Raw genomic sequence first — 20,983 nt, forward strand, 5'->3', positions numbered from 1 at the left:
ATGTCGGGTCACCGTCTGGCATCGTAGGTCCCTTTTTACCAGGCCGAAGCGAAGTCAGAACGCCAACCTGCCTGTCCGGTTCCTCGCGCGGGCAGAGTGGGCGACCGCCGAGCCGACGCGTTCTGCCTATCCCTATCCAAACTTACTTTTCGGTTTTCGCGGGCTTGCTCGGCATCTTTTCCGTCGCTAGGCCGTCAGCGACGAAGGGCGTCCGCTGCTCCTTTTCGACAATTCTGGCGGCGACGCCTTTGGCCTCCTCCTCGGAGTCTTCGCTGGTCACATAGACCGTCCGCAGCGGCACCTTGTGCGGCCGACCGGAGGAGTCGGTTTTCTCCTTGTATGCGGTCACCTTCAGCGGCTTTTTCTGCGCTTCCTCTTTGTTTTCCAGCGACGCCAGCGACAGGATGCCGAGTGGCTGATGCTCACGATCGACCACAGGCAAGCGAGTGATGCCGTATTCAGCAATCAGCTCTTTCGCTTCCTCAACCGTCTGGTCGCCGAAGGCAGTGACGACTTCGACCGACATGATGTCGCGCACGCGGGCGCTCCGCATCAACTCGTCGGCCACCGACCGGACAACAATATCGCGATCGGTGATCACGCCGGCCAATCGACCGTCGGCGACGACGAACAACGCCCCGGTATCGTGATCCCGCATCAGCCGCGCCGCTTCGACGACGTCAGCGTCAGCACTCACCTTTTCAACCGGCTCGGTCGAGAGCAGTTCGATCAGCTGCATGTTTCCGTCCTCAATTGGTCGATCTGAACCGAATGAACGTGACAGCGCGTGAGCAGGTTCCCGAGTAGGGCGGACCAGCTTGCGCCGTGCATCGTCAATGCGGATTATGTCTGCTGAGGTGCATCCATTGGACCGACTTGGGGGTAGATATCTTCGTCAGCTACACGAGCAGCGACCGGGACTGGGCTCACTGGATCGCGCCGTCGAAGCGGAGGAAATGGAGACCAGAGCCGCGGCAATCCGGGCCAAGCAGTAGCTCCACCGTTGCGGCGGCAAGGGTCGTTGTTAATCTGGATGCTGCCAGCGCGAGGAAGGAGGCTGCCATGCGCTTATCGCGATGCATCCGGTTGCCGGTGGGCCTGGGGGTGGTCGCCTTGGCAATCACCGCCTCCCCGGCGTTCGCCGATCCGGCGGCGTCGCCAAGCTCGCCGGGCGACGGCGGGCGCGCCTGCGTCGAAGTGGAGATCGCCGGCGAACGGACGCCCGATTACGCCTGCCTGAGCGACGCCTTGCGCGGTGCGGTGGCGGCAGCCAGGCCGGTGGCCAACCTGCCAACCGTCGGTCGCCAGCCCGGCCCGAACGCCGTCGGCCTGATCACGCCGACGGAGGTGCGCCAGCAGTACGGACCCAACTTTGGCACCTCGGTGGTTCCCTATCGGCCGGTGGTACCCCGGCCATAGCGCCTGCACAAGCGCGGGAGCGCTGGGGGCCATTGCCGACCGATCGTGCGTCGCAGAATAATTCTCCATGGATAGGCCCTCTTTGCCGGCGCCTATGGTAGTAATTTCCCGCCAGTAAATCACCTTTGCCGTTCACTCGATAATGCGTCTCCAGGACAGAATGGCGGCAGCAGCGCGCAGGTATTTAAATACTGGTAAGGTATATTATATTTGTCACCAGACATTCATGATTAATTAACATTTACTCGTGCCATCCGTCTGACATGTTGCGCCGCGCCAAAGCAAAGCGACGCACTGGGACGAATGGGCAATGACAAGCTCGCTGACGCGCCGACCCACGGCCGACGACGCGGCAAGTCCTGCTGCGACGCATCGATCAGCACCTGCTGCGGGTACCGCCGCCGCGGCATGGCCGAATGTTCGCCACCTCGCCGCTTTCGTTGCGCTGGTTGTGACGATCCTTGGGCTGGGCGCGGTCCCCTCAGTGCAGGCGTCGAGTGAACCCGCGGCGACGACCGCGGCCAGCGCCCCCAGCCCTGCCACCTCGGCCGCCCCCGTCCCGTTCGACGCGGGCAAGGCGGATGCGGGCATCACCGGGAAGGAAGCCAGTGGGCGGGTCTTCACGGCGATGGAGTTCGACATTCGCGGGGCCACCCTGCTCGAGCGCGGCGAGATCGAAGAGGTGGTCTACCCCTTCCTCGGTCCCGACAAGACAGCCGACGACATGGAGCAGGCACGCGCGGCGCTGGAACAGCTTTACCAGCGCAAGGGCTATCAGACCGTCGTCGTCAGCGTCCCGCCGCAGAACCCGGACTCCGGTGTCATCCGGCTGCAGGTGACGGAGGCAAAGGTCGGCCGGCTGCGCGTCCGCGGCGCCCGCTATCACTCGCCGGAGCAGATCAAGTCGGAGGTTCCCTCCCTCGCCGAGGGCCAGGTGCCGAACGTGACCCGGGCCGAGCAGGAACTGATCGCCGTCAACCAACAGCCCGACCGCCGTGTCTTTCCCGTCATGCGCGCCGGCATCACCCCCGGAACGGTGGATGTGGATCTGCAGGTGGAGGACAGCCTGCCGCTGCACGCCAGCAGTGAACTCAACAATCGCCGCAGCGAGAGCACCAAGCCGCTGCGCCTCGTGACGTCGATTGGCTACGACAACCTCTGGCAGCTGGGCCACTCGATCAACTTCACCCATCAGGTGGCGCCCGAGCGTCCCAGCGACGCCCAGGTCTACTCCGGCTCCTACTTGGCGCGTTTCCCGCAGCTGCCTGGCTACGCCTTCCTCGTCTACGGCTACACCTCCGACAGCAACGTGGCGACGGTCGGCACCACCAACGTCATCGGCGCCGGCAAGGCGGTGGGTGGGCGCGTCATTCGCACCCTGCCGGGCACCACACAGTTTTTTCAAAGTGTCAGTGGCGGCCTGGACTACAAGGATTTCGATGAAAACGTCGCGCTCGGCGGCAGCGAGATTCAGACGCCGATCACCTACTACCCATTCACCATCGGCTACTCGGCGCAAGTCTTTAAGGAAAGATCCACCGTCAACCTCGGTGCTGATGTGGTGTTTTCCTTCCGCGGCCTTGGTAGCGACAACGCAGAGTTCGATCAAAAACGCTATGAAGCCAGCGACAGCTTCATTTACCTGCGCACCACCGCCGACTATACGCAGACCCTCCCCTACGACCTGGCCTTGTTCACCCGCTTTGAAGGCCAGATCGCCAACGGGCCGCTGATCAGCAACGAGCAATTGGCGGTCGGTGGTCTGGACACCGTGCGCGGTTTCCTCGAAGCGATCGTTCTTGGCGACTATGGGGTCGTCGGCAGCCTTGAGCTGCGTAGCCCGTCGGTTGGCAAGTACATCGACCCACGCGTTAACGACTGGCGATTCCACGCCTTCCTCGACGCGGCGAGCGCCAGCATCTACCAGCCCCTCCCCGGACAGCAGCAGACCTACGGCCTGGCCAGCGTCGGCGTCGGCACACGGCTCAAACTCCTTGAAGCCCTCAACGGCTCCGTGGATCTGGCGTTTCCGATCCTCTCCAACGGCGTCAACGCCAACGACGGCGAGAGCGTGCTGTTCCGTGTCTGGGGCGAACTCTAGTGCGCCGGCCACTGACAAGAGCGGTGGCGAGGCAACCCAGGCCATGACTCCTGCGGCGGAGCGACCAATGAGGCAAACGAGATCATGAACCGGCGGCTGGCAATCCTCCTCGCCCTTGTCCTGTTGGTGGTGCCGAAGCTCGCTGCCGCCTGGTGGAACGACGACTGGACACAACGCAAGTCGGTGACCATCGATGCCAGTCCGTCGGGTGTACCGCTCACCGAGCCAGTGGGCCGGTTTCCGGTGCTGGTGCGACTGCACGATGGCGTGTTTCCCTTTGCACAGGCGATGGAACGCGGCCAGGACATTCGCTTCATCGCCGACGACGATCAGACCCCACTGGCGTTTCACCTGGAGGGGTTCGATCCCCTGCTGGGTCTCGGCTTCGCCTGGGTCGACGTTCCCGGTCTGAAACCGGGAACGAAAACCAACATCTGGCTCTACTACGGCAATCCGAAAGCCGCCGACGTCGCCAACGCCGCCGCGACCTACGATGCCGACACACTGCTGACCTATCACTTCGGCGAGCGCAACACCCCTCCCACCGATGCCAGCGCCTATCACAATGCCGCCACGACGGCGGGCAAGTTCGTCGACGCGGCGCTGATCGGTCACGGCTTGCACCTTGACGGCGCAACGCCGGTTACGCTGCCGGCATCGCCGTCACTGGCGATTGCCGAAGGCGCCGCGATGACGCTGTCGCTGTGGCTGAAGATGGAGGCGCTGCAGTCGAACGCCATCCTCTACAGTCACCGCGATGGAAGCAACGCATTGACATTGGGCATCGATCAGGGCGTTCCCTTCGTCCAGGTGTCCGACGCCAGCGGTAGCAAGCGCTCCAGTGGTGGCACGCCGCTGACCGCCGGCAGCTGGCAGCATATCGCCTTGGTGGGAACCGGAAATCAGTTCCGGATCTTCGTCGACGGGGTATCAGGAGCCAGCCTCGACGCGGTCACGCAGGCCCTGGCCGGCAGCGCGACGCTCGGCACGGATGCTGCGTCGACCACCGTTCCATCCGCCGTCGACGCGACGCCGGCAGTCAAGGCCGCGCATGCCCCCTCGCATGCCCCTGGCGCGACCGGAGCCAGCAACCCGGCCCACACGCCCACCATACTCGCACCCGTTGGCTTCATCGGCGATATCGACGAGTTGCAGATTGCCAAAGTGGCACGGTCGGAGAGCTATCTGAAGGCGCGGATGGCCTCGGAAGGGGCCGGTCCTGATGCCCGGCTCGTCGCCCTCGGCGCCGACGAGGAAAGCTCCAGCTGGCTTACTGGCTATTTCGCGATCCTCATCAACGCCGTGACCCCCGACGGCTGGGTCGTCATCGGCGTTCTCGCCGTTATGTCGGTGATCAGCTGGTTGGTCATGGTTTCCAAGACCGCCTTCGTGAACCGTCAGGCTAGGGCCTGTTGAGATTCACCGTGAGTTTATGACGGCGGCGACGAGATAGATATTGGCGCTGAAGCTTTGGTCTGTTTTGTCGGCACGCATGGCGATGCGCTTGAACTCTTTGAGCTTACAGAAGAAGTTTTCGATGAGATGGCGCCATTTGTACATCTCGGCATCGAATGGGAGAGGCTTGCTCCGGCGCGGATGCTGGGAGATGACGATCTTGGCGCCGCGCTCGTTGAGCTCAGCGACGATGTCGTTGCTGTCGAAGGCTTTGTCGGCGATGAAAGCGTCGAATTGGAGGCCGTCGATGAGCGGGGCAACGCCGACGGTATCGAAGCGGTGGCCCGGCAGGAGTGCGAAGCGCACGAGATTGCCCAGGGCATCGGTCAGGGCCAGGATCTTGGTCGTCATGCCGCCTTTGGAGCGCCCTATGGCCTGGCTCTGAGTCCCCCTTTTGCGCCCTGGCCATGGCGGTGAACCTTGACGATGGTGGCGTCGACCATGGCGTACTCCATATCGGGATCATCCGAGCAAGCCTCGAAAAGCCGAATGAAAACATCGGCTTTGACCCAGTCTCGGTAGCGCTTGAAGACGGTGTTCCAGTTGCCGAAAAAGGCCGGCAAATCACGCCAGGGACTGCCCGTGCGAACCACCCACAGAACCGCCTCGACAAAGAGCCGATTGTCTCTGCCGCTGCGACCCGCGTCCGTTGGCTTGCCCAGGCAGTGCGGTTCCATTCTCGCCCATTGGGCGTCTGTCAGTACAAAACGTTCCATCCATAGCTTGAATCACAATCAAGCCAAGGATGGAATCCTGAATCTCAACAGGCCCTAGGGCAAACCAGCGCTTCCAGCACCTGTTTGATCGCGTCACACACCGCCTTGACGCCGTGCACCGCGAGGAACCTGAAGTGCTGCTGGCCAACGGCGGCACGATCAGCGCCCGCGAACGTCGGGCCTTGCACGCCTCACCGCTGTTCCGCCTGTTTGCCTTGGGTGCCGCAGAACTGCGGGGACGATTTCCGGCGACCGACAGCGAGGCGCCGTCGACGGTGCGCCCGATGTTGGAGAGCCACGCGAGCGCGACGCTGCGGTCACGCATGGATGCCCAGGTGCTGCGGGAGACGCAGGCGCTCAATCGCTCGATGGTCCTGCTGACGATCGCCATCTCCGGCGGCCCCTTCCTTGGCCTGCTGGGCACCGTCATCGGGGTGATGATCACCTTTGCCGCGATAGCAGCAGCCGGTGACGTCAACGTCAACGCCATCGCCCCCGGCATCGCCGCGGCGCTGGTAGCAACCGTCGCCGGGCTGGCGGTGGCGATCCCGGCACTGTTTGGCTACAACTACCTTTTGACCAGAATTAAAGATCTGACCGCTGATATGCGGGTATTCGTCGATGAGTACACAACACGGTTGGCAGAAGTATACCGCACATCTCCTCGCCAGATCGAATCACTACTTGCCGCTGAGTAATCGTTTATGCAGATTCAATCCGAAGATAAGCCCTACGATGACATCAACATCACACCGATGCTTGATTTGGCGTATGTCCTTCTCGTGATGTTCATCATTATGACGACGGCGGCAGTGCAGGGCATCAGGGTCGATCTGCCGAAGGCAAGCGCGACGCCAAGCCTGGCCAAACCGTCGACCAAAGCGATCAGCATCAACCAGGAAGGCAAGATCTTCCTCGATACCTTTCCGGTCACGATCGGTGAGCTGGAAGACCGCCTTCGCCAGGCGAAAGCCCAGGACCCGGACTTTCCGGTGGTGGTCAAGGGCGACGGCAAGACGCAGTACCAACTGGTCATCGACGTACTCGACCTGTTGTCGCGTCTCGACATCACCAAAGTCGGCTTGGCGACGAAAGCGCTGACTGCGGGCGGATGAGACGATGCACGACGACGAACCCGGCTGGCTGCAGCGCAATCTCGCAGGCGTGATCGCCACCGCGGCTATTTGCACCGCCATCGCGACGGCGGTGCACCTGGTACGCAATGTGGGCGACGCCAAACCGACGCTGAAGCAGGTGCAGCAGGTCACCCTTTTGAAGCCGCCACCACCACCGCCGCCGCCGCCGGAACAGCCAAAGCCCGCGGTGGAGGAGCGCAAGATTGCGGAACCGGAGATGATCAAGCCGATGGAAGCGGTGAAGGAAGTGCCACCGGCCCCCGACCTGCCGCCGCCACCGGGACCGCTTGGCCTTGACGCCACAGGCACCGGGCCCGGTGACGCCTATGGCCTCGTCGGTCAGCCGGGTGGGCGAGCCCTGGGTGAAGCCGGCTCGGGCGGCGGCGGTGCCAACGGCCCGGCCGGCTGGAGATGGTATGCCAACGCCGTCCAGGCCGAATTCATCGAGGCACTGCGTACCAACGAGAAGACCCGCTACGCCGATTTCGCCCGCACCCAGCTGGCGGTGTGGGCAACACCAGACGGACGCATCAGCAAGATCCGTCTTTATCAATCCACCGGCAATCCCGAGGTGGATGCGGCGATTGAGCAGGAAATCCCCCGTCTGGTCGTCCTGCGCCAGCCGCCACCGAAGGACATGCCACTACCAATCCGCTTTTACCTAAGCTCGCGAACGCAACGGCAGGGCTAGCAACCGTAACGTGCCGGCGAACAAGCCGGCCAAGGGATGAGGTTATACCGTGGACAGTTCACGCCATCATCTCCGCCCTGGGGACCAAGGCCTGCGTGCGCCTGTTTCAACCCTTACGCTCGCCATCGCCCTCGCCTGTGGTGGCGGCGACATCGCCGCCGCCACCACAGCGCCGACTGCAGTGCCGTCGGGGGTGGCTGCGGTGGGGGCAGCGAACGGCGGTGTCCTTGCCAATCTCATTCGCATGCTAATCCGCCAGGGCGTGATTACCGATGAAGAGGGCCATCAACTGCTGGAGGAAGCGCGCGCCGAGGCAGCCGCCAACGCCGCCAATGCCGCCGCCGCATCCGCCGCTGCGCCAGCGGCGGCCGGCGCGGCAGGAGTGGCAGGAGTGGCAGCCGGCGCGGCACAAGCGAGCGAGGACGCGGGGGCGGTGCGGGTTCCCTACATTCCGGAACCGGTGCGACGGCAAATTCGCGAAGAGGTGAAGAAGGAGGTTCTGGCGCAGGCGCAGGCGGAGAACTGGGCCGCACCCAACGAAGTACCAAGCTGGGTGCACCGCTTCACGCCCTACGGCGATATCCGCCTCCGTTACGAGCACGACGCCTTCGCCAACAACAACGCGTCGATCGTCAACTTCAACGCCATCAATACCGGACAGCCCTACAACATCGGCGCCAACCAGACGCAGAACCCGCCCTTCTTCAATACTGACGAGGATCGCAACCGGTTCCTGCTGCGCACCCGCGTCGGCGTCGAGGCGAATGTCGCCGAGCACGTCAATGCCAACATTCGCATCGCCTCGGGCAACGAGACAACGGCCCGGTCTCCACCAACCAGACGTTGGGTGCGGCGCCGACCACCGGCCAGGGAAGCAACTTCAGCAAGTACAATATCTGGCTCGACCTCGCCTACTTACGCTTTACGCCGCTCAACGGGCTGACCATCGACGCCGGCCGGTTACCGAATCCTTATTTTCATACCGATCTTATTTGGGATCCCGACCTCAACTTCGACGGTGTCGCTGCGAGCTACACCTTTGAGGCGGCACGGGGCATCAACCCCTTCTTCGTCGTCGGCGGCTTTCCCGTCTACAACACCGACTTCAACTTCTCCACCTACAACCAAGCTAAGGATTCCAGTCAAGACCGGTATCTGATGGGGTTGCAGGCGGGCCTGGACGGCAAGCCGCATACGGACCTGAGCCTCAAGGGGGCGATTGCCTACTATCAGTTTTTCAATATGCGGGGCCAGGAATCGAACCCGTGCGATGTGCTGAATCAGAGCGATCAATGCGATACAGACACCACACGACAGCAATATCAGCAGAAAGGCAATACATATTTCGCCTTGCGGAACATTATTCCGAATGCAGCGAACAACTTTGGCGCCGATAATCAGTACCAGTACTTTGGACTTGCCTCAAAATATCAGGAATTAGTCTTAACGACACGCGCCGATCTGTCTACATATGATCCGATCCACATCATCTTTGACGGAGCATTTGTCGCCAATCTCGGATTCGACAAGAATGAGATGCAAAAGAAGCCTCCGGTCAATAATACGGACAGTAATGGCAACATTGATGGCGGCAATCTCGGCTTCCAAACCAAGGTTACCGCTCATCAATCCCCTCATTTAAGCTATGTTCGTCAGTTGGGCGGTGATTGGTTTGTTTTTTAGCATTTCGAGGAACCTTTCGATCAACGGCCGGAGGCGGGGTTCGGGCATGGCCGGGATGAGGTCGTAGAGCATGCAGCCCTGGCGGAACAGGGAATGGGTTCGGCGTTTGGCGGTGTTGACCTTGAGGTGGCGGTCCATGCCGAGCGCTTCGCCGGCCTCGCCGAGCAGGGTGAGGAACAGCACGGCGAAGGCGTTGAGCAGGAGCAGGCGGTCGCGGCGCTGCGGATCGCCGATGCGCACGGCGCCGAGCCCCATGCCGAAGCGCAGATCCTGGTGTCGCGGAAGCTGGGCTCGATGGTCCAGCGTCTGGCGTAGAGGTTGACGATTTCGCGGGCCGATGCGTCTGCCTTGCTCGTCGCCAAACACCAGGGCTCCTTCATCGCCTTGGCGTGGACACAGACGACGGCGCCGACCGGTTGCGCGGCGGCAGTGACCGAGGCGCCGCGCAGATGGCGCGCCCGGCCGCCCTTGCCGACCCACTCGGGCCAGTTCGCGCTTCAGCTGGCGGATCTCGGCATCCTTGCTGGCATCGCCGGACACCACCTTCGCCAGTCGCCGCTTCCAAGCATACAGCGAATGCTGACTGACGCCGAGCCGCTCGGAAACCTCAGCTACCGGATACCCACGCTCGGTGATCTGGGCCACCGCATCACGCTTGAACTCATCACTGAAATTGGGCTTCCCCATCGTCGTCTCCTGTCCTCAAAATTAGGATAGAAGGCGTCCAGAAATCTAGGGGCTATTCAACCGCCAGCGCCCCTTATTTTATGCTCGACGGTGACAGTGCTCACTCGACGATCGGCTTCGGCGCTTTCCGTCGCGAGCGCTTGCGTCGTGTCGCAGCCGTCGCCGCCTGTCGCATCGTTTCCTGGACGAAGGCGAGGTGCGTATGCGCTGCACTTCGGGCCTCCTCCGGCTGGTTCGCAAGCACCGCATCCAGGATTTGGCGATGCTGCGCCCGAATGAGATCCATACGTCCCGCCTCGGCGTTGAGCTTGTCCAGATTATCCTTGATCGTCGAACGGAGCAGGTTGAAGAGGCCGCGCATCACCAGGGCCAGGGCGAGGTTGTGCGACGCATCTGCAATAGCCATGTGAAATTCAACGTCGGCTTCGGCGTTCAGGTCCAGATCGTCGCTTGCGTAGCTTGCTTCCAGGGCATCCCAACGACGCTGCAGCGTCTGTCGATCGCCATCACTGCTGCGCAGTGCGGCATGATAGGCGGCGACTTCTTCCAGGGCGAGCCGCAGTTCGAGCACATCAAACGTGGACTGGGCGCGCCGCTTGAGGAGATGCACCAGTGGATCGGTCACAATCTGCGCCACCACATCGCAGACGTATGCNNCGCCGCCGCCACGGCGGACCTGCAGTAGCCCCTTGGCTTCCATGATGACGAGCGCCTCCCGCAGCGACGGCCGCGAGACGTCCAGTTGCTGCGCTAGATCGCGTTCCGGCGGCAGCTTGTCACCAGTCTTCAGCGCCCCATTGAGAATCATCTCCTCAAGTTGTTCGACAATGGACTCCGAGACCTTCGACGTCTTGATACGCTTGAACTCCATGGCGGCTCCGCCAATAGCTGTCGTCAATGCCTGTACCATAACCGATAACGGACAGCCGGCAGCAATACTACCGCCACTCGTTCTTGGGTTACCGCTGCAGCGAGGCTGCGGCGAGTACAGAACCCGCTTGACACCGCCGCAGGGCGTGCGTTCATTTGGTCTGACCCTTTTACCGCTCTAGCCTCATGACGACCGGGTAAGGGTTGAATGCTATCTCCCAAACTGCGACGAGGTGACTTTATGCTTCGGCGTCGGTGGGACAATAAGAGACGATAACGTCGATCAAGAACCATCCACGAAGATGGATTGATGGGAGGTTACACGAATGAAAGTCGCACTCTTTGTGCCCTGTTTTGTCGATGCCTTCTTTCCGGAGGTTGGCATCGCTACGCTTGAGCTGCTGGAACGGTTCGGCATTGATGTCGAGTATCCACTCACGCAGACTTGCTGTGGTCAGCCCTTAGCCAATAGTGGCTGCCAGGTCGAAGCTGCTCCGGTCGAGGCGCTGTTCGTTAAGAACTTCGCCGACTATCCCTACATCGTCACCCCGTCCGGCAGTTGCACCCATCATGTGCGCCACTATCTGGACGCCATTCCTCAGACGGACGCGGTGCGCCATGTCCGGACGCACACCTTCGAGCTGGTGGAATTTCTTCATGACATCCTCGAGGTTGAGGCCTTTCCCTGGGCCGAGTTCCCGCACAAGGTGGGGCTGCACAACAGCTGCGGCACCCTACGCGGTCTGCGTCACGCGTCCATGTCGGAGCTGGGTGAGCCCTTTTTCTCCAAGCCGCTGGCGCTGCTGGGCAAGGTCAAGGGGATCGAGTTCGTAACGCCGCAGCGGCCCGACGAGTGCTGCGGATTCGGCGGCACCTTTTCCCTCTTCGAGGAACCGGTTTCGGCGAAGATGGGCCACGACAAGGTGTCGGACCACAAGGCAGCGGGCGCGGACTACATCGTCTCCGCCGATTCATCGTGTCTGATGCATCAGAAAGGCTGCGCCGAACGTCTCGGTCTTGATCTCAAGTTCGTTCACATCGCGCAAATACTCAACGGAGCGCGGGCATGAAACGCATCGATCACGCCGAGGCCGCCTCGCACTTCATCGCCGCCAAGGACAATGAAGCATTCCACGACAAGCGCTTATGGGATTTGCGGCAGAAGCGGGACCGCATCCGCGACGAGATCCCGGAATGGCAGGCGCTGCGCGACCTCGCTTCGGTGATCAAGGAACATGCGCTGAGCCACCTTGCCGGCTACCTGGAGCAGTTCGAAACGCAGGCGAAGCTGAACGGAGCGCAGGTACACTGGGCGCTGGATGCGGCCGATCACAATCATATCGTCGGCGAGATTCTCGCCGCCCGTGGCGTCAAGACGCTGGTCAAATCCAAGTCGATGCTGACCGATGAGTGCGAACTGCGTCCGCACCTGGAACGACGGGGCATCACCGTCGTCGAGACCGATCTGGGTGAGCGCATCCAGCAGCTCGATGACGAGCCGCCGAGCCATATTGTCGTGCCGGCGGTGCACAAGCTGCGCGGCGACGTCGCTGAGGTTTTCGCTGACACCATCGGCACCGACCGCAAGAACGACGACCCGCACTACCTCAGTGAGCAGGCGCGGCTCAATCTCCGCCCCTATTTTCTCGACGCCGAGGCCGGGATGACCGGCGCCAACTTCATCGTCGCCGAGACGGGCAGTGTCGTCGTCTGCACCAACGAGGGCAACGCCGACCTGAGCGCCAACCTGCCGCCGCTGCACATCGTTTCCGTCGGCATCGAAAAGGTAATCCCTCGCCTGGCGGACCTTGCGGTTTTCATCCGCATGCTGTCGCGCAGCGCTCTTGGTTCGCCCATCACCCAGTACACCTCGCACTTCCGCCAGCCACGGCCAGGCAGCGAGATGCACATCATCCTGGTGGACAACGGCCGCAGCGAGCGGCTCGGCCTAGCCGACTTCTGGACCTCGCTGAAGTGTATTCGCTGTGGCGCCTGCATGAACACCTGCCCGGTCTACCGGCGCAGCGGCGGTCTCAGTTATGGTGCCATTTACTCCGGGCCAATCGGCATCATCCTCAATCCCACCCAGGACCTGCGCAAGTACAGCAACCTCCCCTATGCGTCGACGCTCAACGGCAGCTGTACCAACGTCTGTCCGGTGAAGATCAATATCCATGAGCAGATCTACAAATGGCGACGGGTGATGAGCGAGCATGACCAGCTGCCATTCGCCAAGAAAACGGCGATGAAGATTGCCAGCCGGCTGCTGTCCGACCCCAAGGCGTATCGACGAACGATCGCTGCTACCGATGCTGCGCTCGAATACCTGCCGCGCTTTCTGCTTTACACCCGCTTTAACGCCTGGGGCAAACAGCGGGAAAACCCGGCCACCCCTGACCAGACCTTTTACGGCTGGTATCTCAAGCACCGGAGCAAGCCCAAATGAACGCTCGCGACACTATTCTCGACACGGTGCGGCGCAACCAGCCAGCGGCAGTAGAACTGCCAGTGGTCCCCATGTTCGATGCCGACCTGCCGGCGCTGTGGCCGCAGTTCATCGCCGGCCTGGAACGCATGGGCGGTAAGTTCGTCGAGCCGGCGCCGAGCGCCGATCTCAACGCCCTCCTTGCCACACTGTTTCCGCAGGCGGCGGTGATCTGCTCGGCAACGCCGGAGGTGAGCGGCAACCGCCCACTGAGCGCCGTAAGCGAGCCGAAGCAACTGGATGACGTGGACGTGGGTGTGCTGCGTGCCGCCTTTGCCGTCGCCGAAACCGGCTCGCTGTTTCTCAGCGAGATCGAGTTGGGGGTGAATGCGATCGCCTATCTGTCGCAGCATCTGATCTGCCTGCTCGATCCAGCCGATGTGATCGGCAATCTGCATCATGCCTATGCCCGTCCGGAGTTCCGCTCCGCCCGCTACGCGGTGCTGATGACCGGTCCCTCGGCCACCGCGGACATCGAAGGCGTGTTGATTCACGGCGCCCAGGGCGTGAGGAGCTTGACCGTCGTCGTTGCGCCACGCCTGCCAAACTGAAGGCGGGGTGCCTCCGGCTGCGGCAGTCCTCGGACCGATGCTGCCGGTGCCAGACGGCATCGGTTGACCGGTGTGACGGGGTTGCCGCGGCCGGCAGCCGAGCGCACATCTTCAAGGGAAGGACAATCGGGGGCGCACGGAGCGGCTTAACGGTTTGGCAGCCATGCAAGCGAGCATCGCGTCGTTGCTACTGCGGCAGGCACCGACTCTTCTGGCCGGTGGCACACTGCTTGTCGTGAGCGCATGCACCAGCGAACCGGCGCAGCTTGGTACGCCGCAATATGCCCTGGAACGGCTGTTCTCCACCGGGCCGGCACGCTCCATGGATCAACTGCTCGCCCGACAGCAGCCGCCCGTGGCCAGATCGGCAGCCACGGCGACACCCGCCGCGGCGACTGACGTCACCACTCCCGCGCTAACGACAGCACCGGCAGCAACAGCCCCAGTGGCATCCGGGGTGACCATCATCGAAATGAACGAGTGGCCGCTCTACACCACGCCGGCAGGCATCCTGAGTTACTACCCCCGTATGCCTATGCCTATCCGCGTGCACGCCTGGCTCCGCTGCACCCCGCCTATCGCCCCGGCTATTACGGGATGCGCGGTCCCTACGCTTACCGGCCCGGGCCATGCTTTGGCAGCTGCGGCGGGCTTTCCCTCTCGGTCGGCACGGGCAACACCCGCCTGCGGCTCAATGCCGCCAGCAGCAGCGTCTCCACCTCGACGATCTTCGTCCAGCCGCAGCTGCCGTAGCGCCCGAAGGATGTGGCACCCGCAGGTTGGCGAACAGCTATCCCCGCAACATGCGCTGTTTCTCGCGGTTCCAGTCGCGTTCCTTGATCGCTTCGCGCATGTCGCCCTTGGTCCGTCCCTTGGCCAGCGCCAGTTCCAGCTTCACCCGGCCGCGGCGGTTGAAGTAGAGCGACAGCGGCACCAGCGTCATGCCCTTGCGGCGAACGGCGCCGATCAGTTTAAGGATCTCCCGGGCGTGCATCAGGATTTTGCGCGGCCGCAGCGGTTCATGGCCGAAGGTCTTGGCGGCGTCGTAGGGGGAAATGTGGGCGTTGACGAGGAACAGTTCGCCACCCTTGTCGTGGGCGTAGGCCTCGGCCAGGGAGGCGCGCCGCAGTCGCAGCGATTTCAGTTCGCTACCGTAAAGCATGATCCCGGCCTCGTAGACCTCATCGATGCTGTAGTCATGGCGTGCGCGACGGTTGCGGACAATGTACTGCCGCGACTCCTCGGCCTCCTTGGTGCCACCCTTATTACCCATTGCCCACGCGTTCGCCCGCTGTTCCTAGCCGTCGTCCGCCCCGCCGCCTTCAGGCCATGAGGCCGACAGCGATCAACGCCTGACGCACCTTCTCCTTGCTGGCGTCGGCAAGCTCCACCAGCGGCAGCCGGACATCAGGATCGCAACGGCCGAGCAGGCTCAGCGCGTATTTCGCCGGCACCGGATTGCTTTCGCAGAACAGGTTGAGATGCAGCGGCATCAGCTGCAACTGCAAGGCGAGCGCCTTGGCCGCATCACCCTGCTGCCAGGCAACCTGCACATCGGCGCACAGGCGCGGTGCCACGTTGGCGGTGACCGAAATGCAGCCGTGGCCGCCGTTGGCGAGAAAGGCCAGCGCCGTACCGTCTTCACCCGACAACTGGCGGAAACCGGGCCCGATCGCCTGCAGCGTCCGCAGCGGCCGGGCCAGATCCTGCGTCGCGTCCTTGACGGCAACGATCAACGGCAGTTCGGCCAGTCGCGCCATGGTCTCGACGCTCATGTCAACCACCGAGCGACCGGGAATGTTGTAGACGACGATGGGCAGGTCGACCGCATCGACGATAGCCCGATAGTGCCGGTACAACCCTTCCTGCGTCGGCTTATTGTAATAGGGGCAGACGACGAGGGCTGCGTCGGCACCAGCCGATTTGGCAAACCGTGTCAGTTCGATCGCTTCGGCTGTGGAATTAGACCCAGTGCCAGCGATCACCGGCGCACGCCCGCGCACGGTATCTATACAGGCGCTCACCACCCGCTTATGTTCGTGGCTGAGAGTCGACGCTTCTCCGGTGGTTCCACATGGCACGAAGCCATGCGTCCCCTCACTCAAATGCCACTCGATCAGCGATCGATACGCTGTTTCGTCGAATCCACCGTCCTTGAACGGCGTCACCAGCGCCACAATCGACCCTGATAATCTGCTGTTTTCCACTATATCCGCCTTTAGCTTCGCGCCATTGCGCCGCCCACAGGGCGTTGCTTATAGCACCCGTTTGCCGGCATTCAACCGCCGCAGCGAACGCCACTCCTGCCTGCGGGCTTGGCGAAGCAGCAGCCGGTCGATCGTCGACATTGACCGCGGACGACTCCTGCACCAGGATACCCTCCTTCGCCCCCGCAGCAATCCGTCGTCGATGACCATCCTTCCAGCCTACCCTGGCCGTTTTCCCGCTTCACGGCTGCGTCGCCCCCGCCAAGCGGGATGGTGCCGTCGCCTCGTCGCCGAGAACCTGCTGACAGCAGCTGATTTCGTCTGGCCAATCTTCGTCATTGACGGTGAGGACCGCCGGGAGCCGATCCCCTCCATGCCAGGGGTGGAGCGGCTGTCCATCGATCTGGCAGAGGCAGCGGTCGCTGATGCGGTACAACTCGGCATCATCGCGGTGGCGCTCTTTCCCTACGTGGCGCCCGAGCGACGCACGCCGGACGCGCGCGAGGCGCTCAACGCCGACAATCTCGTCTGCCGCGCTGTCCGCCGGCTCAAGGCAACATTCCCGGACGTGGGGCTGGTGTGCGACGTGGCACTCGATCCCTTCAGCAGCTTCGGCCACGATGGCGTTATCCGCGGTGGCAAAATCCTCAACGACGAGACGGTGGACCTGCTCTGCCAGCAAGCGGTGGTACAAGCGGCAGCCGGCTGCGACGTAGTGGCGCCATCGGACATGATGGATGGCCGCATCGGCGCGATCCGCCTCGCTCTCGACGGTGCCGGACTGACTGACACCCTGATCATGTCGTACGCCGCCAAATACGCCTCGGCGCTCTATTCCCCTTTCCGCGACGCCATCGGCTCCGGCTCCTTCCTCAAGGGCGACAAGCGCGCCTATCAGATGGATCCGGCGAACACGGACGAGGCGATGCGTGAAGTAACCCAGGACATCGCCGAAGGCGCGGACCTGCTGATGGTTAAGCCGGGGGTGCCGTATCTCGACGTGCTCTACCGCATCGCCAGCACCTTCCGGCTGCCGACCTTCGCCTATCACGTCAGTGGCGAGTACGCGATGCTGCGCGCTGCCGAACAGGCGGGGGTGATTGATTACGCAGCGGTCCTGCTTGAGACCTTGCTCGGCTTCAAGCGCGCCGGTGCCGCCGGCATCTTCACCTACGCCGCTCTCGACGCGGCGCGCGCCTGCTGGCGGAACGCCCGTAAACGCTCACGGCGGCGCGGTAGCTACCGCGCCGCACTGAAACACCGCCGGCAGTCGCCCGGAGTTCACTCTTACGTGTGCGCCCCCACCAGTTCGCCGGTGGCGGCTAGTACCCCCGATCCTCCCGGGATTGACCCAGGCGCGAGATGTGCGACTGCAGATCCAACAGTTCGACGAAATTGTCAGCCTGCCGCCGCAACTCATCGGCAACCATCGGCGGTTGCGAGCGAACCGTGCTGACGATGGTAACGCGCACACCGCGCCGCTGCACCGCCTCAACGAGGCGGCGAAAGTCGCCATCGCCTGAGAACAAAACCACGTGATCGATATGCTCAGCCATTTCCATGACATCGATCGCCAGTTCGATATCCATGTTGCCCTTGATCTTGCGACGGCCGAACGCGTCGGTAAACTCCTTCGTCGGCTTCGTAACCATCGTGTAGCCGTTATAGTCTAACCAGTCGATCAGCGGCCGGATCGGTGAATACTCCTGATCCTCAATAAGGGCTGTATAATAAAATGCCCGAATGAGTCGACCCTTTGTCGCGAAAAGATCCAGCAATCGTTTGTAGTCTATATCAAAATTCAAGGCGCGCGCTGAAGCGTAAAGGTTTGCACCATCAATGAAGAGCGCGACTTTTTCTTGGGGGTAAAAAAGCATGGGGATGTCCGAACCTATACAAGCGGATAAAGACGGGTAGCGTTACAGTGTGTTCCCGCCAGCCTTCATAGCGGCCGCGGGCACTTCCCTCCCAGCTAATTACCTAGGGCGATTGTCATGACGGTGCAAGTCCATCCTTTGCAATGCAGCATTTTCAGCGGCGATGGCTAAAGTTATGAGCCTTGTAGCGATCGGTATTGGTAGTAATCTCCCTGCTGCTGGCAAGGGCGGTCCTTTGCAAGTGGCGAGAGAAGCTGTAGCAGCACTCGACACGGAGACGATTCGGGTCGTCCATCGTTCGTCCTGGTACTGGAGTGATCCTGTCCCACCCGCACTCCAGTCTTTATACGTTAATGGCATTGTGCTTGCCGAGACCGTGTTCGACCCGGGAACACTTTTGCGCCGATTGTTCCACATCGAACATCAATTTGCGCGCTTAAGAACGGCGGCGAACCAAGCGCGAACGCTTGATCTTGACCTGCTCATTTATGATGCACTCGTGATTGACACCGTTGATCGACGGCTTATCGTCCCCCACCCCCGCCTGCATCGTCGCGCTTTTGTCCTGCAACCCTTGCATGAAGTCTGGCCGGCGTGGCGCCATCCCGTTTCCGGACTGTCGGCCAGTCAACTCCTGCAGCAGCTGGCAGGCGATCAATGGCTCTGCCGCATCGGGTGCTGAGTGCTGAGATTGCGCCCTGCATCTTCCTTCGCCGCCGCTTGCCTCGCGCCGCACAGCATGACCAAATAGGTGATGGGCCGCCGTGGCGCCGGGAAACCCTCCGGGCGCGCAACGGCCCGGCGCCATCGGGGTCAAGGATCTGGAATAAACACTTCATGTCGTTCGGTTTCCTCGCGCTTTCGGTCGAACGATGATCCGCCAGTACGAACTTGTCGAGCGGGTGAAGTCCTACGACCCCTGTGCCGACGAGGACTCGCTCAACCGTGCCNNTCACGTCTATTCGATGAAGGTGCATGGGTCGCAGACACGCGCCAACGGCGATCCGTATTTTCTCCACCCACTGGAAGTGGCCGGTATCCTTACCAGCTACCGGCTCGACGTCGCCTCGATCGTCACTGGCCTGCTGCATGACACCATCGAAGACACTTCGGCCAGTTTCGACGACATCAAGCGCCTGTTCGGTGACGAAGTAGCGCGCCTGGTCAATGGCGTAACCAAGCTAAGCCGGATCGAACTCAATTCCAACCAATCGAAGCAGGCGGAAAACTTTCGCAAGCTCGTGCTTGCCATGTCGGAAGACATCAGGGTGCTGCTGGTCAAGCTTGCCGACCGGCTGCACAACATGCGCACACTGCATTTCATCCGCGAGGAAGAAAGGCGCAAGCGGATCGCCACCGAAACGATGGAGATCTATGCGCCACTCGCCGAGCGCATCGGTATGCAGGAACTGAAGAATGAGCTGGAAGACCTTTCCTTCAAGGAGTTGAACCCGCTCGCCCGCGACTCGATCCTTGCCCGCCTCACCCTCCTGCGTGAACAGGGCAGCGGCATGATCCGTCGGGTGATCTCCGAACTGCGGGCGACGATCAATGACAGTGGCCTGAATGCCGACGTGATCGGTCGGGAAAAGACGGCCTTCTCCATCTGGCAGAAGATGAAGAAGAGCAACCTGAACTTCGAGCAATTGTCGGACGTGATGGCGTTCCGCGTGGTGGTAGCCAGCCTTGAGGATTGCTATCGCGCGCTCGGCGTCGTCCATGGCGCCTATCCGGTCATTCCCGGCCGGTTCAAGGATTACATCTCGACGCCGAAGCCGAACGGCTATCGCTCGCTGCATACCGGCGTCTTCGGGCCGGAGCGGCAGCGGATCGAGGTCCAGATCCGCACCTTCGACATGCATGAGGTGGCGGAGTATGGCGTCGCGGCGCACTGGCGCTACAAGCAGAGCGTCCACACCACCGACGGCCGGCAGTATCGCTGGCTGCGCGAGNNGCTGCTGGAAATTCTCGAGCACGCCGGTGGCGCCGAGGAATTTCTCGAACACACCAAGATGGAGTTCTTCAGCGACGAGGTCTTCTGCTTCACGCCGAAGGGATCGCTGATCAACCTTCCGGTTGGCGCAACACCGGTCGACTTCGCTTACGCCGTCCATTCCGAGATCGGCGACCGCTGTGTCGGCGCCAAGATCAATGGCCGGCTGATGCCGCTGAAGACACGGCTGCAGAACGGCGACCAGGTGGAGATCATCACCTCGAAGGCGCAGACGCCCTCNCCCGCCTGGGAGCGGTTCGTCGTCACTGGCAAAGCGCGGGCGCGCGTCCGCCGCTTCATCCGCCTGCGCCAACGCGATGAATACCTGAGCCTGGGACGCGGCATCCTTGAGCGCACCTTCGGGCAGGAAGGCTACTCCCTTTCTGAGAAGGCACTGGAGGAGGCAGCGAAGAGCTTCAAGCAGCCCGCTGTGGACGATCTGGCGGTGCAGGTGGGGATGGGAAACCTGCAGGGGCGCTCGGTGCTGGAGGCGGTCTACCCGGCGGTCAAGCGCAAGCGGAGCTTCTACGAGAAGGTGGTGCCCATTGGCCGCCACCGCAGCAAACCGGAGCCGCCGAAAACCAGCAGCGTGCCGATTCATGGTCTGATCCCCGGCATGGCGATGCATTACGCTGCCTGCTGCCATCCGTTGCCAGGCGACCGCATCGTCGGGCTGGTGACCTCCGGTAAGGGCGTCACCATTCACACCATCGATTGTGAAACGCTTGACATGTTTACCGATCAGCCGGAGCGCTGGATCGACGTTGCCTGGAACGTGGATGAAGAGACAAAGGAAGCGTATGTCGGCCGGGTATTTGTTATTCTAATCAACGAGCCAGGAAGTTTGAGCAACCTGACGAGCGTGATCGCCAAGAACGATGGTAACATTACCAATCTGCGTATTGTTTCGCGAAGTCAGGATTTTTTTGATTTGTTTATCGATATTGAGGTTCACAACGCCAAGCATCTGACCGAAATCATTGCTGCGTTGCGTGCAACTGCTGCGATTCACTCGGTCGATCGAACGCGCCAGTAACCTCTTCGACGTTCGGGCCGCTGTTCACCGGACAATTTTTCCTTGCCGGTTCGTGGCGGTGACAGATCTCGCCAAC

Annotated in this window: 20 protein-coding genes and 2 pseudogenes; 15 read left to right on the plus strand and 7 right to left on the minus strand. The window is 62.0% G+C overall.

Annotated elements, in window-relative coordinates; all coding sequences use genetic code 11:
• Positions 1 to 142: 142 nt before the first annotated feature.
• On the minus strand, positions 143 to 739 hold the full coding sequence (locus HQ394_RS07310) for a CBS domain-containing protein (protein ID WP_190262696.1): 597 nt from the start codon (positions 737 to 739) through the stop codon (positions 143 to 145).
• A gap of 323 nt (positions 740 to 1,062) precedes the next feature.
• Here HQ394_RS07310 and HQ394_RS07315 point away from each other — a divergent pair, with 323 nt between their 5' ends.
• The 3 genes from HQ394_RS07315 (at position 1,063) to HQ394_RS07325 (ending at position 4,936) form a co-directional block, all read left to right on the plus strand.
• Positions 1,063 to 1,419: a hypothetical protein gene (locus HQ394_RS07315; protein ID WP_190262697.1), complete on the plus strand. Its 357-nt coding sequence runs from the start codon at positions 1,063 to 1,065 to the stop codon at positions 1,417 to 1,419.
• A 310-nt stretch (positions 1,420 to 1,729) separates the two neighbouring features.
• Positions 1,730 to 3,520, plus strand: coding sequence for a ShlB/FhaC/HecB family hemolysin secretion/activation protein (locus tag HQ394_RS07320; RefSeq protein WP_190262698.1), 1,791 nt, complete (start codon positions 1,730 to 1,732; stop codon positions 3,518 to 3,520).
• A gap of 84 nt (positions 3,521 to 3,604) precedes the next feature.
• A complete protein-coding gene (locus tag HQ394_RS07325; protein ID WP_190262699.1) occupies positions 3,605 to 4,936 on the plus strand; it encodes a DUF2341 domain-containing protein in 1,332 nt (443 codons plus the stop codon).
• Positions 4,937 to 4,939: 3 nt separating this feature from the next.
• Here HQ394_RS07325 and HQ394_RS07330 read toward each other — a convergent pair.
• Positions 4,940 to 5,691 (minus strand): IS5 family transposase gene (locus HQ394_RS07330; RefSeq protein ID WP_190260594.1). Its coding sequence is split into 2 segments (ribosomal slippage): positions 4,940 to 5,361 and positions 5,361 to 5,691, totalling 753 coding nucleotides; the frame shifts between segments, so codons are not numbered across the junction.
• 134 nt (positions 5,692 to 5,825) lie between these two features.
• On the opposite strand from HQ394_RS07330, the gene HQ394_RS07335 reads away from it, so the two are divergent.
• Genes HQ394_RS07335 through HQ394_RS20435 form a run of 5 tightly spaced genes read left to right on the plus strand, consistent with a single transcriptional unit; the run spans position 5,826 to position 9,201 of the window.
• Positions 5,826 to 6,389, plus strand: a complete 564-nt coding sequence (locus tag HQ394_RS07335; protein ID WP_223291930.1) for a MotA/TolQ/ExbB proton channel family protein — start codon at positions 5,826 to 5,828, stop codon at positions 6,387 to 6,389.
• A gap of 6 nt (positions 6,390 to 6,395) precedes the next feature.
• Positions 6,396 to 6,806: an ExbD/TolR family protein gene (locus HQ394_RS07340; RefSeq protein ID WP_190262700.1), complete on the plus strand. Its 411-nt coding sequence runs from the start codon at positions 6,396 to 6,398 to the stop codon at positions 6,804 to 6,806.
• A gap of 4 nt (positions 6,807 to 6,810) precedes the next feature.
• A complete protein-coding gene (locus HQ394_RS07345; protein WP_190262701.1) occupies positions 6,811 to 7,518 on the plus strand; it encodes a TonB C-terminal domain-containing protein in 708 nt (235 codons plus the stop codon).
• 49 nt (positions 7,519 to 7,567) lie between these two features.
• Complete coding sequence (locus tag HQ394_RS20430; RefSeq protein WP_190262702.1) at positions 7,568 to 8,461, plus strand: putative porin; 894 nt, start codon at positions 7,568 to 7,570, stop codon at positions 8,459 to 8,461.
• The gene (locus HQ394_RS20435) at positions 8,362 to 9,201 is read left to right on the plus strand and encodes a putative porin (protein ID WP_190262703.1); all 840 of its coding nucleotides are present in this window, start codon (positions 8,362 to 8,364) and stop codon (positions 9,199 to 9,201) included. The genes HQ394_RS20430 and HQ394_RS20435 overlap by 100 nt, the downstream gene beginning before the upstream one ends.
• 477 nt (positions 9,202 to 9,678) lie before the next feature.
• Here HQ394_RS20435 and HQ394_RS07360 read toward each other — a convergent pair.
• Together HQ394_RS07360 and HQ394_RS07365 are read right to left on the minus strand one after the other, a co-directional pair.
• A pseudogene (locus tag HQ394_RS07360) lies at positions 9,679 to 9,888 on the minus strand (transposase); the annotation flags it as partial.
• A 100-nt stretch (positions 9,889 to 9,988) separates the two neighbouring features.
• A complete protein-coding gene (locus tag HQ394_RS07365) occupies positions 9,989 to 10,798 on the minus strand; it encodes an FCD domain-containing protein (RefSeq protein WP_456151499.1) in 810 nt (269 codons plus the stop codon).
• A gap of 286 nt (positions 10,799 to 11,084) precedes the next feature.
• On the opposite strand from HQ394_RS07365, the gene HQ394_RS07370 reads away from it, so the two are divergent.
• From HQ394_RS07370 to HQ394_RS07385, 4 genes are all read left to right on the plus strand, one after another.
• Positions 11,085 to 11,828 carry a (Fe-S)-binding protein gene (locus HQ394_RS07370; protein ID WP_190262705.1) on the plus strand — a complete coding sequence of 248 codons (744 nt, stop codon included), beginning with the start codon at positions 11,085 to 11,087 and terminating at the stop codon, positions 11,826 to 11,828.
• On the plus strand, positions 11,825 to 13,204 hold the full coding sequence (locus HQ394_RS07375) for a lactate utilization protein B (protein WP_190262706.1): 1,380 nt from the start codon (positions 11,825 to 11,827) through the stop codon (positions 13,202 to 13,204). The genes HQ394_RS07370 and HQ394_RS07375 overlap by 4 nt, the downstream gene beginning before the upstream one ends.
• On the plus strand, positions 13,201 to 13,794 hold the full coding sequence (locus tag HQ394_RS07380; RefSeq protein WP_190262707.1) for a LutC/YkgG family protein: 594 nt from the start codon (positions 13,201 to 13,203) through the stop codon (positions 13,792 to 13,794). Before HQ394_RS07375 ends, HQ394_RS07380 begins: the two co-directional genes overlap by 4 nt.
• 480 nt (positions 13,795 to 14,274) lie before the next feature.
• Positions 14,275 to 14,547 carry a hypothetical protein gene (locus tag HQ394_RS07385; protein WP_190262708.1) on the plus strand — a complete coding sequence of 91 codons (273 nt, stop codon included), beginning with the start codon at positions 14,275 to 14,277 and terminating at the stop codon, positions 14,545 to 14,547.
• A gap of 37 nt (positions 14,548 to 14,584) precedes the next feature.
• Here HQ394_RS07385 and smpB read toward each other — a convergent pair whose 3' ends face one another.
• Positions 14,585 to 15,067, minus strand: coding sequence for an SsrA-binding protein SmpB (smpB, locus tag HQ394_RS07390; RefSeq protein ID WP_190262709.1), 483 nt, complete (start codon positions 15,065 to 15,067; stop codon positions 14,585 to 14,587).
• A 49-nt stretch (positions 15,068 to 15,116) separates the two neighbouring features.
• Positions 15,117 to 16,001, minus strand: a complete 885-nt coding sequence (dapA, locus tag HQ394_RS07395; RefSeq protein WP_190262710.1) for a 4-hydroxy-tetrahydrodipicolinate synthase — start codon at positions 15,999 to 16,001, stop codon at positions 15,117 to 15,119.
• Positions 16,002 to 16,203: 202 nt separating this feature from the next.
• Between dapA and hemB the strand changes: the two are divergent.
• Positions 16,204 to 17,187: pseudogene (hemB, locus tag HQ394_RS07400) on the plus strand (porphobilinogen synthase); the annotation flags it as partial.
• A gap of 136 nt (positions 17,188 to 17,323) precedes the next feature.
• Here the strand turns inward: hemB and HQ394_RS07405 are convergent.
• Entirely contained in the window at positions 17,324 to 17,878 is a 555-nt protein-coding gene (locus HQ394_RS07405) for a LabA-like NYN domain-containing protein (RefSeq protein WP_190262711.1), read from the minus strand.
• 163 nt (positions 17,879 to 18,041) lie between these two features.
• On the opposite strand from HQ394_RS07405, the gene folK reads away from it, so the two are divergent.
• Positions 18,042 to 18,560, plus strand: coding sequence for a 2-amino-4-hydroxy-6-hydroxymethyldihydropteridine diphosphokinase (gene folK, locus HQ394_RS07410; protein ID WP_190262712.1), 519 nt, complete (start codon positions 18,042 to 18,044; stop codon positions 18,558 to 18,560).
• A gap of 190 nt (positions 18,561 to 18,750) precedes the next feature.
• The gene (locus HQ394_RS07415) at positions 18,751 to 20,907 is read left to right on the plus strand and encodes a RelA/SpoT family protein (RefSeq protein WP_190262713.1); all 2,157 of its coding nucleotides are present in this window, start codon (positions 18,751 to 18,753) and stop codon (positions 20,905 to 20,907) included.
• The last annotated feature ends 76 nt before the right edge of the window (positions 20,908 to 20,983 follow it).

This window comes from Defluviicoccus vanus (genome assembly GCF_014672695.1).
Taxonomy (GTDB): domain Bacteria; phylum Pseudomonadota; class Alphaproteobacteria; order Rhodospirillales; family Defluviicoccaceae; genus Defluviicoccus; species Defluviicoccus vanus.

Bases quoted from the DNA above. Each gene is read 5' to 3' on its own strand.
- HQ394_RS07310 (WP_190262696.1), bottom strand. From the start codon at position 739: ATGCAGCTGATCGAACTGCTCTCGACCGAGCCGGTTGAAAAGGTGAGT.
- HQ394_RS07315 (WP_190262697.1), top strand. From the start codon at position 1,063: ATGCGCTTATCGCGATGCATCCGGTTGCCGGTGGGCCTGGGGGTGGTC.
- HQ394_RS07320 (WP_190262698.1), top strand. From the start codon at position 1,730: ATGACAAGCTCGCTGACGCGCCGACCCACGGCCGACGACGCGGCAAGT.
- HQ394_RS07325 (WP_190262699.1), top strand. From the start codon at position 3,605: ATGAACCGGCGGCTGGCAATCCTCCTCGCCCTTGTCCTGTTGGTGGTG.
- HQ394_RS07340 (WP_190262700.1), top strand. From the start codon at position 6,396: ATGCAGATTCAATCCGAAGATAAGCCCTACGATGACATCAACATCACA.
- HQ394_RS07345 (WP_190262701.1), top strand. From the start codon at position 6,811: ATGCACGACGACGAACCCGGCTGGCTGCAGCGCAATCTCGCAGGCGTG.
- HQ394_RS07370 (WP_190262705.1), top strand. From the start codon at position 11,085: ATGAAAGTCGCACTCTTTGTGCCCTGTTTTGTCGATGCCTTCTTTCCG.
- HQ394_RS07375 (WP_190262706.1), top strand. From the start codon at position 11,825: ATGAAACGCATCGATCACGCCGAGGCCGCCTCGCACTTCATCGCCGCC.
- HQ394_RS07380 (WP_190262707.1), top strand. From the start codon at position 13,201: ATGAACGCTCGCGACACTATTCTCGACACGGTGCGGCGCAACCAGCCA.
- smpB (WP_190262709.1), bottom strand. From the start codon at position 15,067: ATGGGTAATAAGGGTGGCACCAAGGAGGCCGAGGAGTCGCGGCAGTAC.
- HQ394_RS07405 (WP_190262711.1), bottom strand. From the start codon at position 17,878: ATGCTTTTTTACCCCCAAGAAAAAGTCGCGCTCTTCATTGATGGTGCA.
- folK (WP_190262712.1), top strand. From the start codon at position 18,042: ATGGCTAAAGTTATGAGCCTTGTAGCGATCGGTATTGGTAGTAATCTC.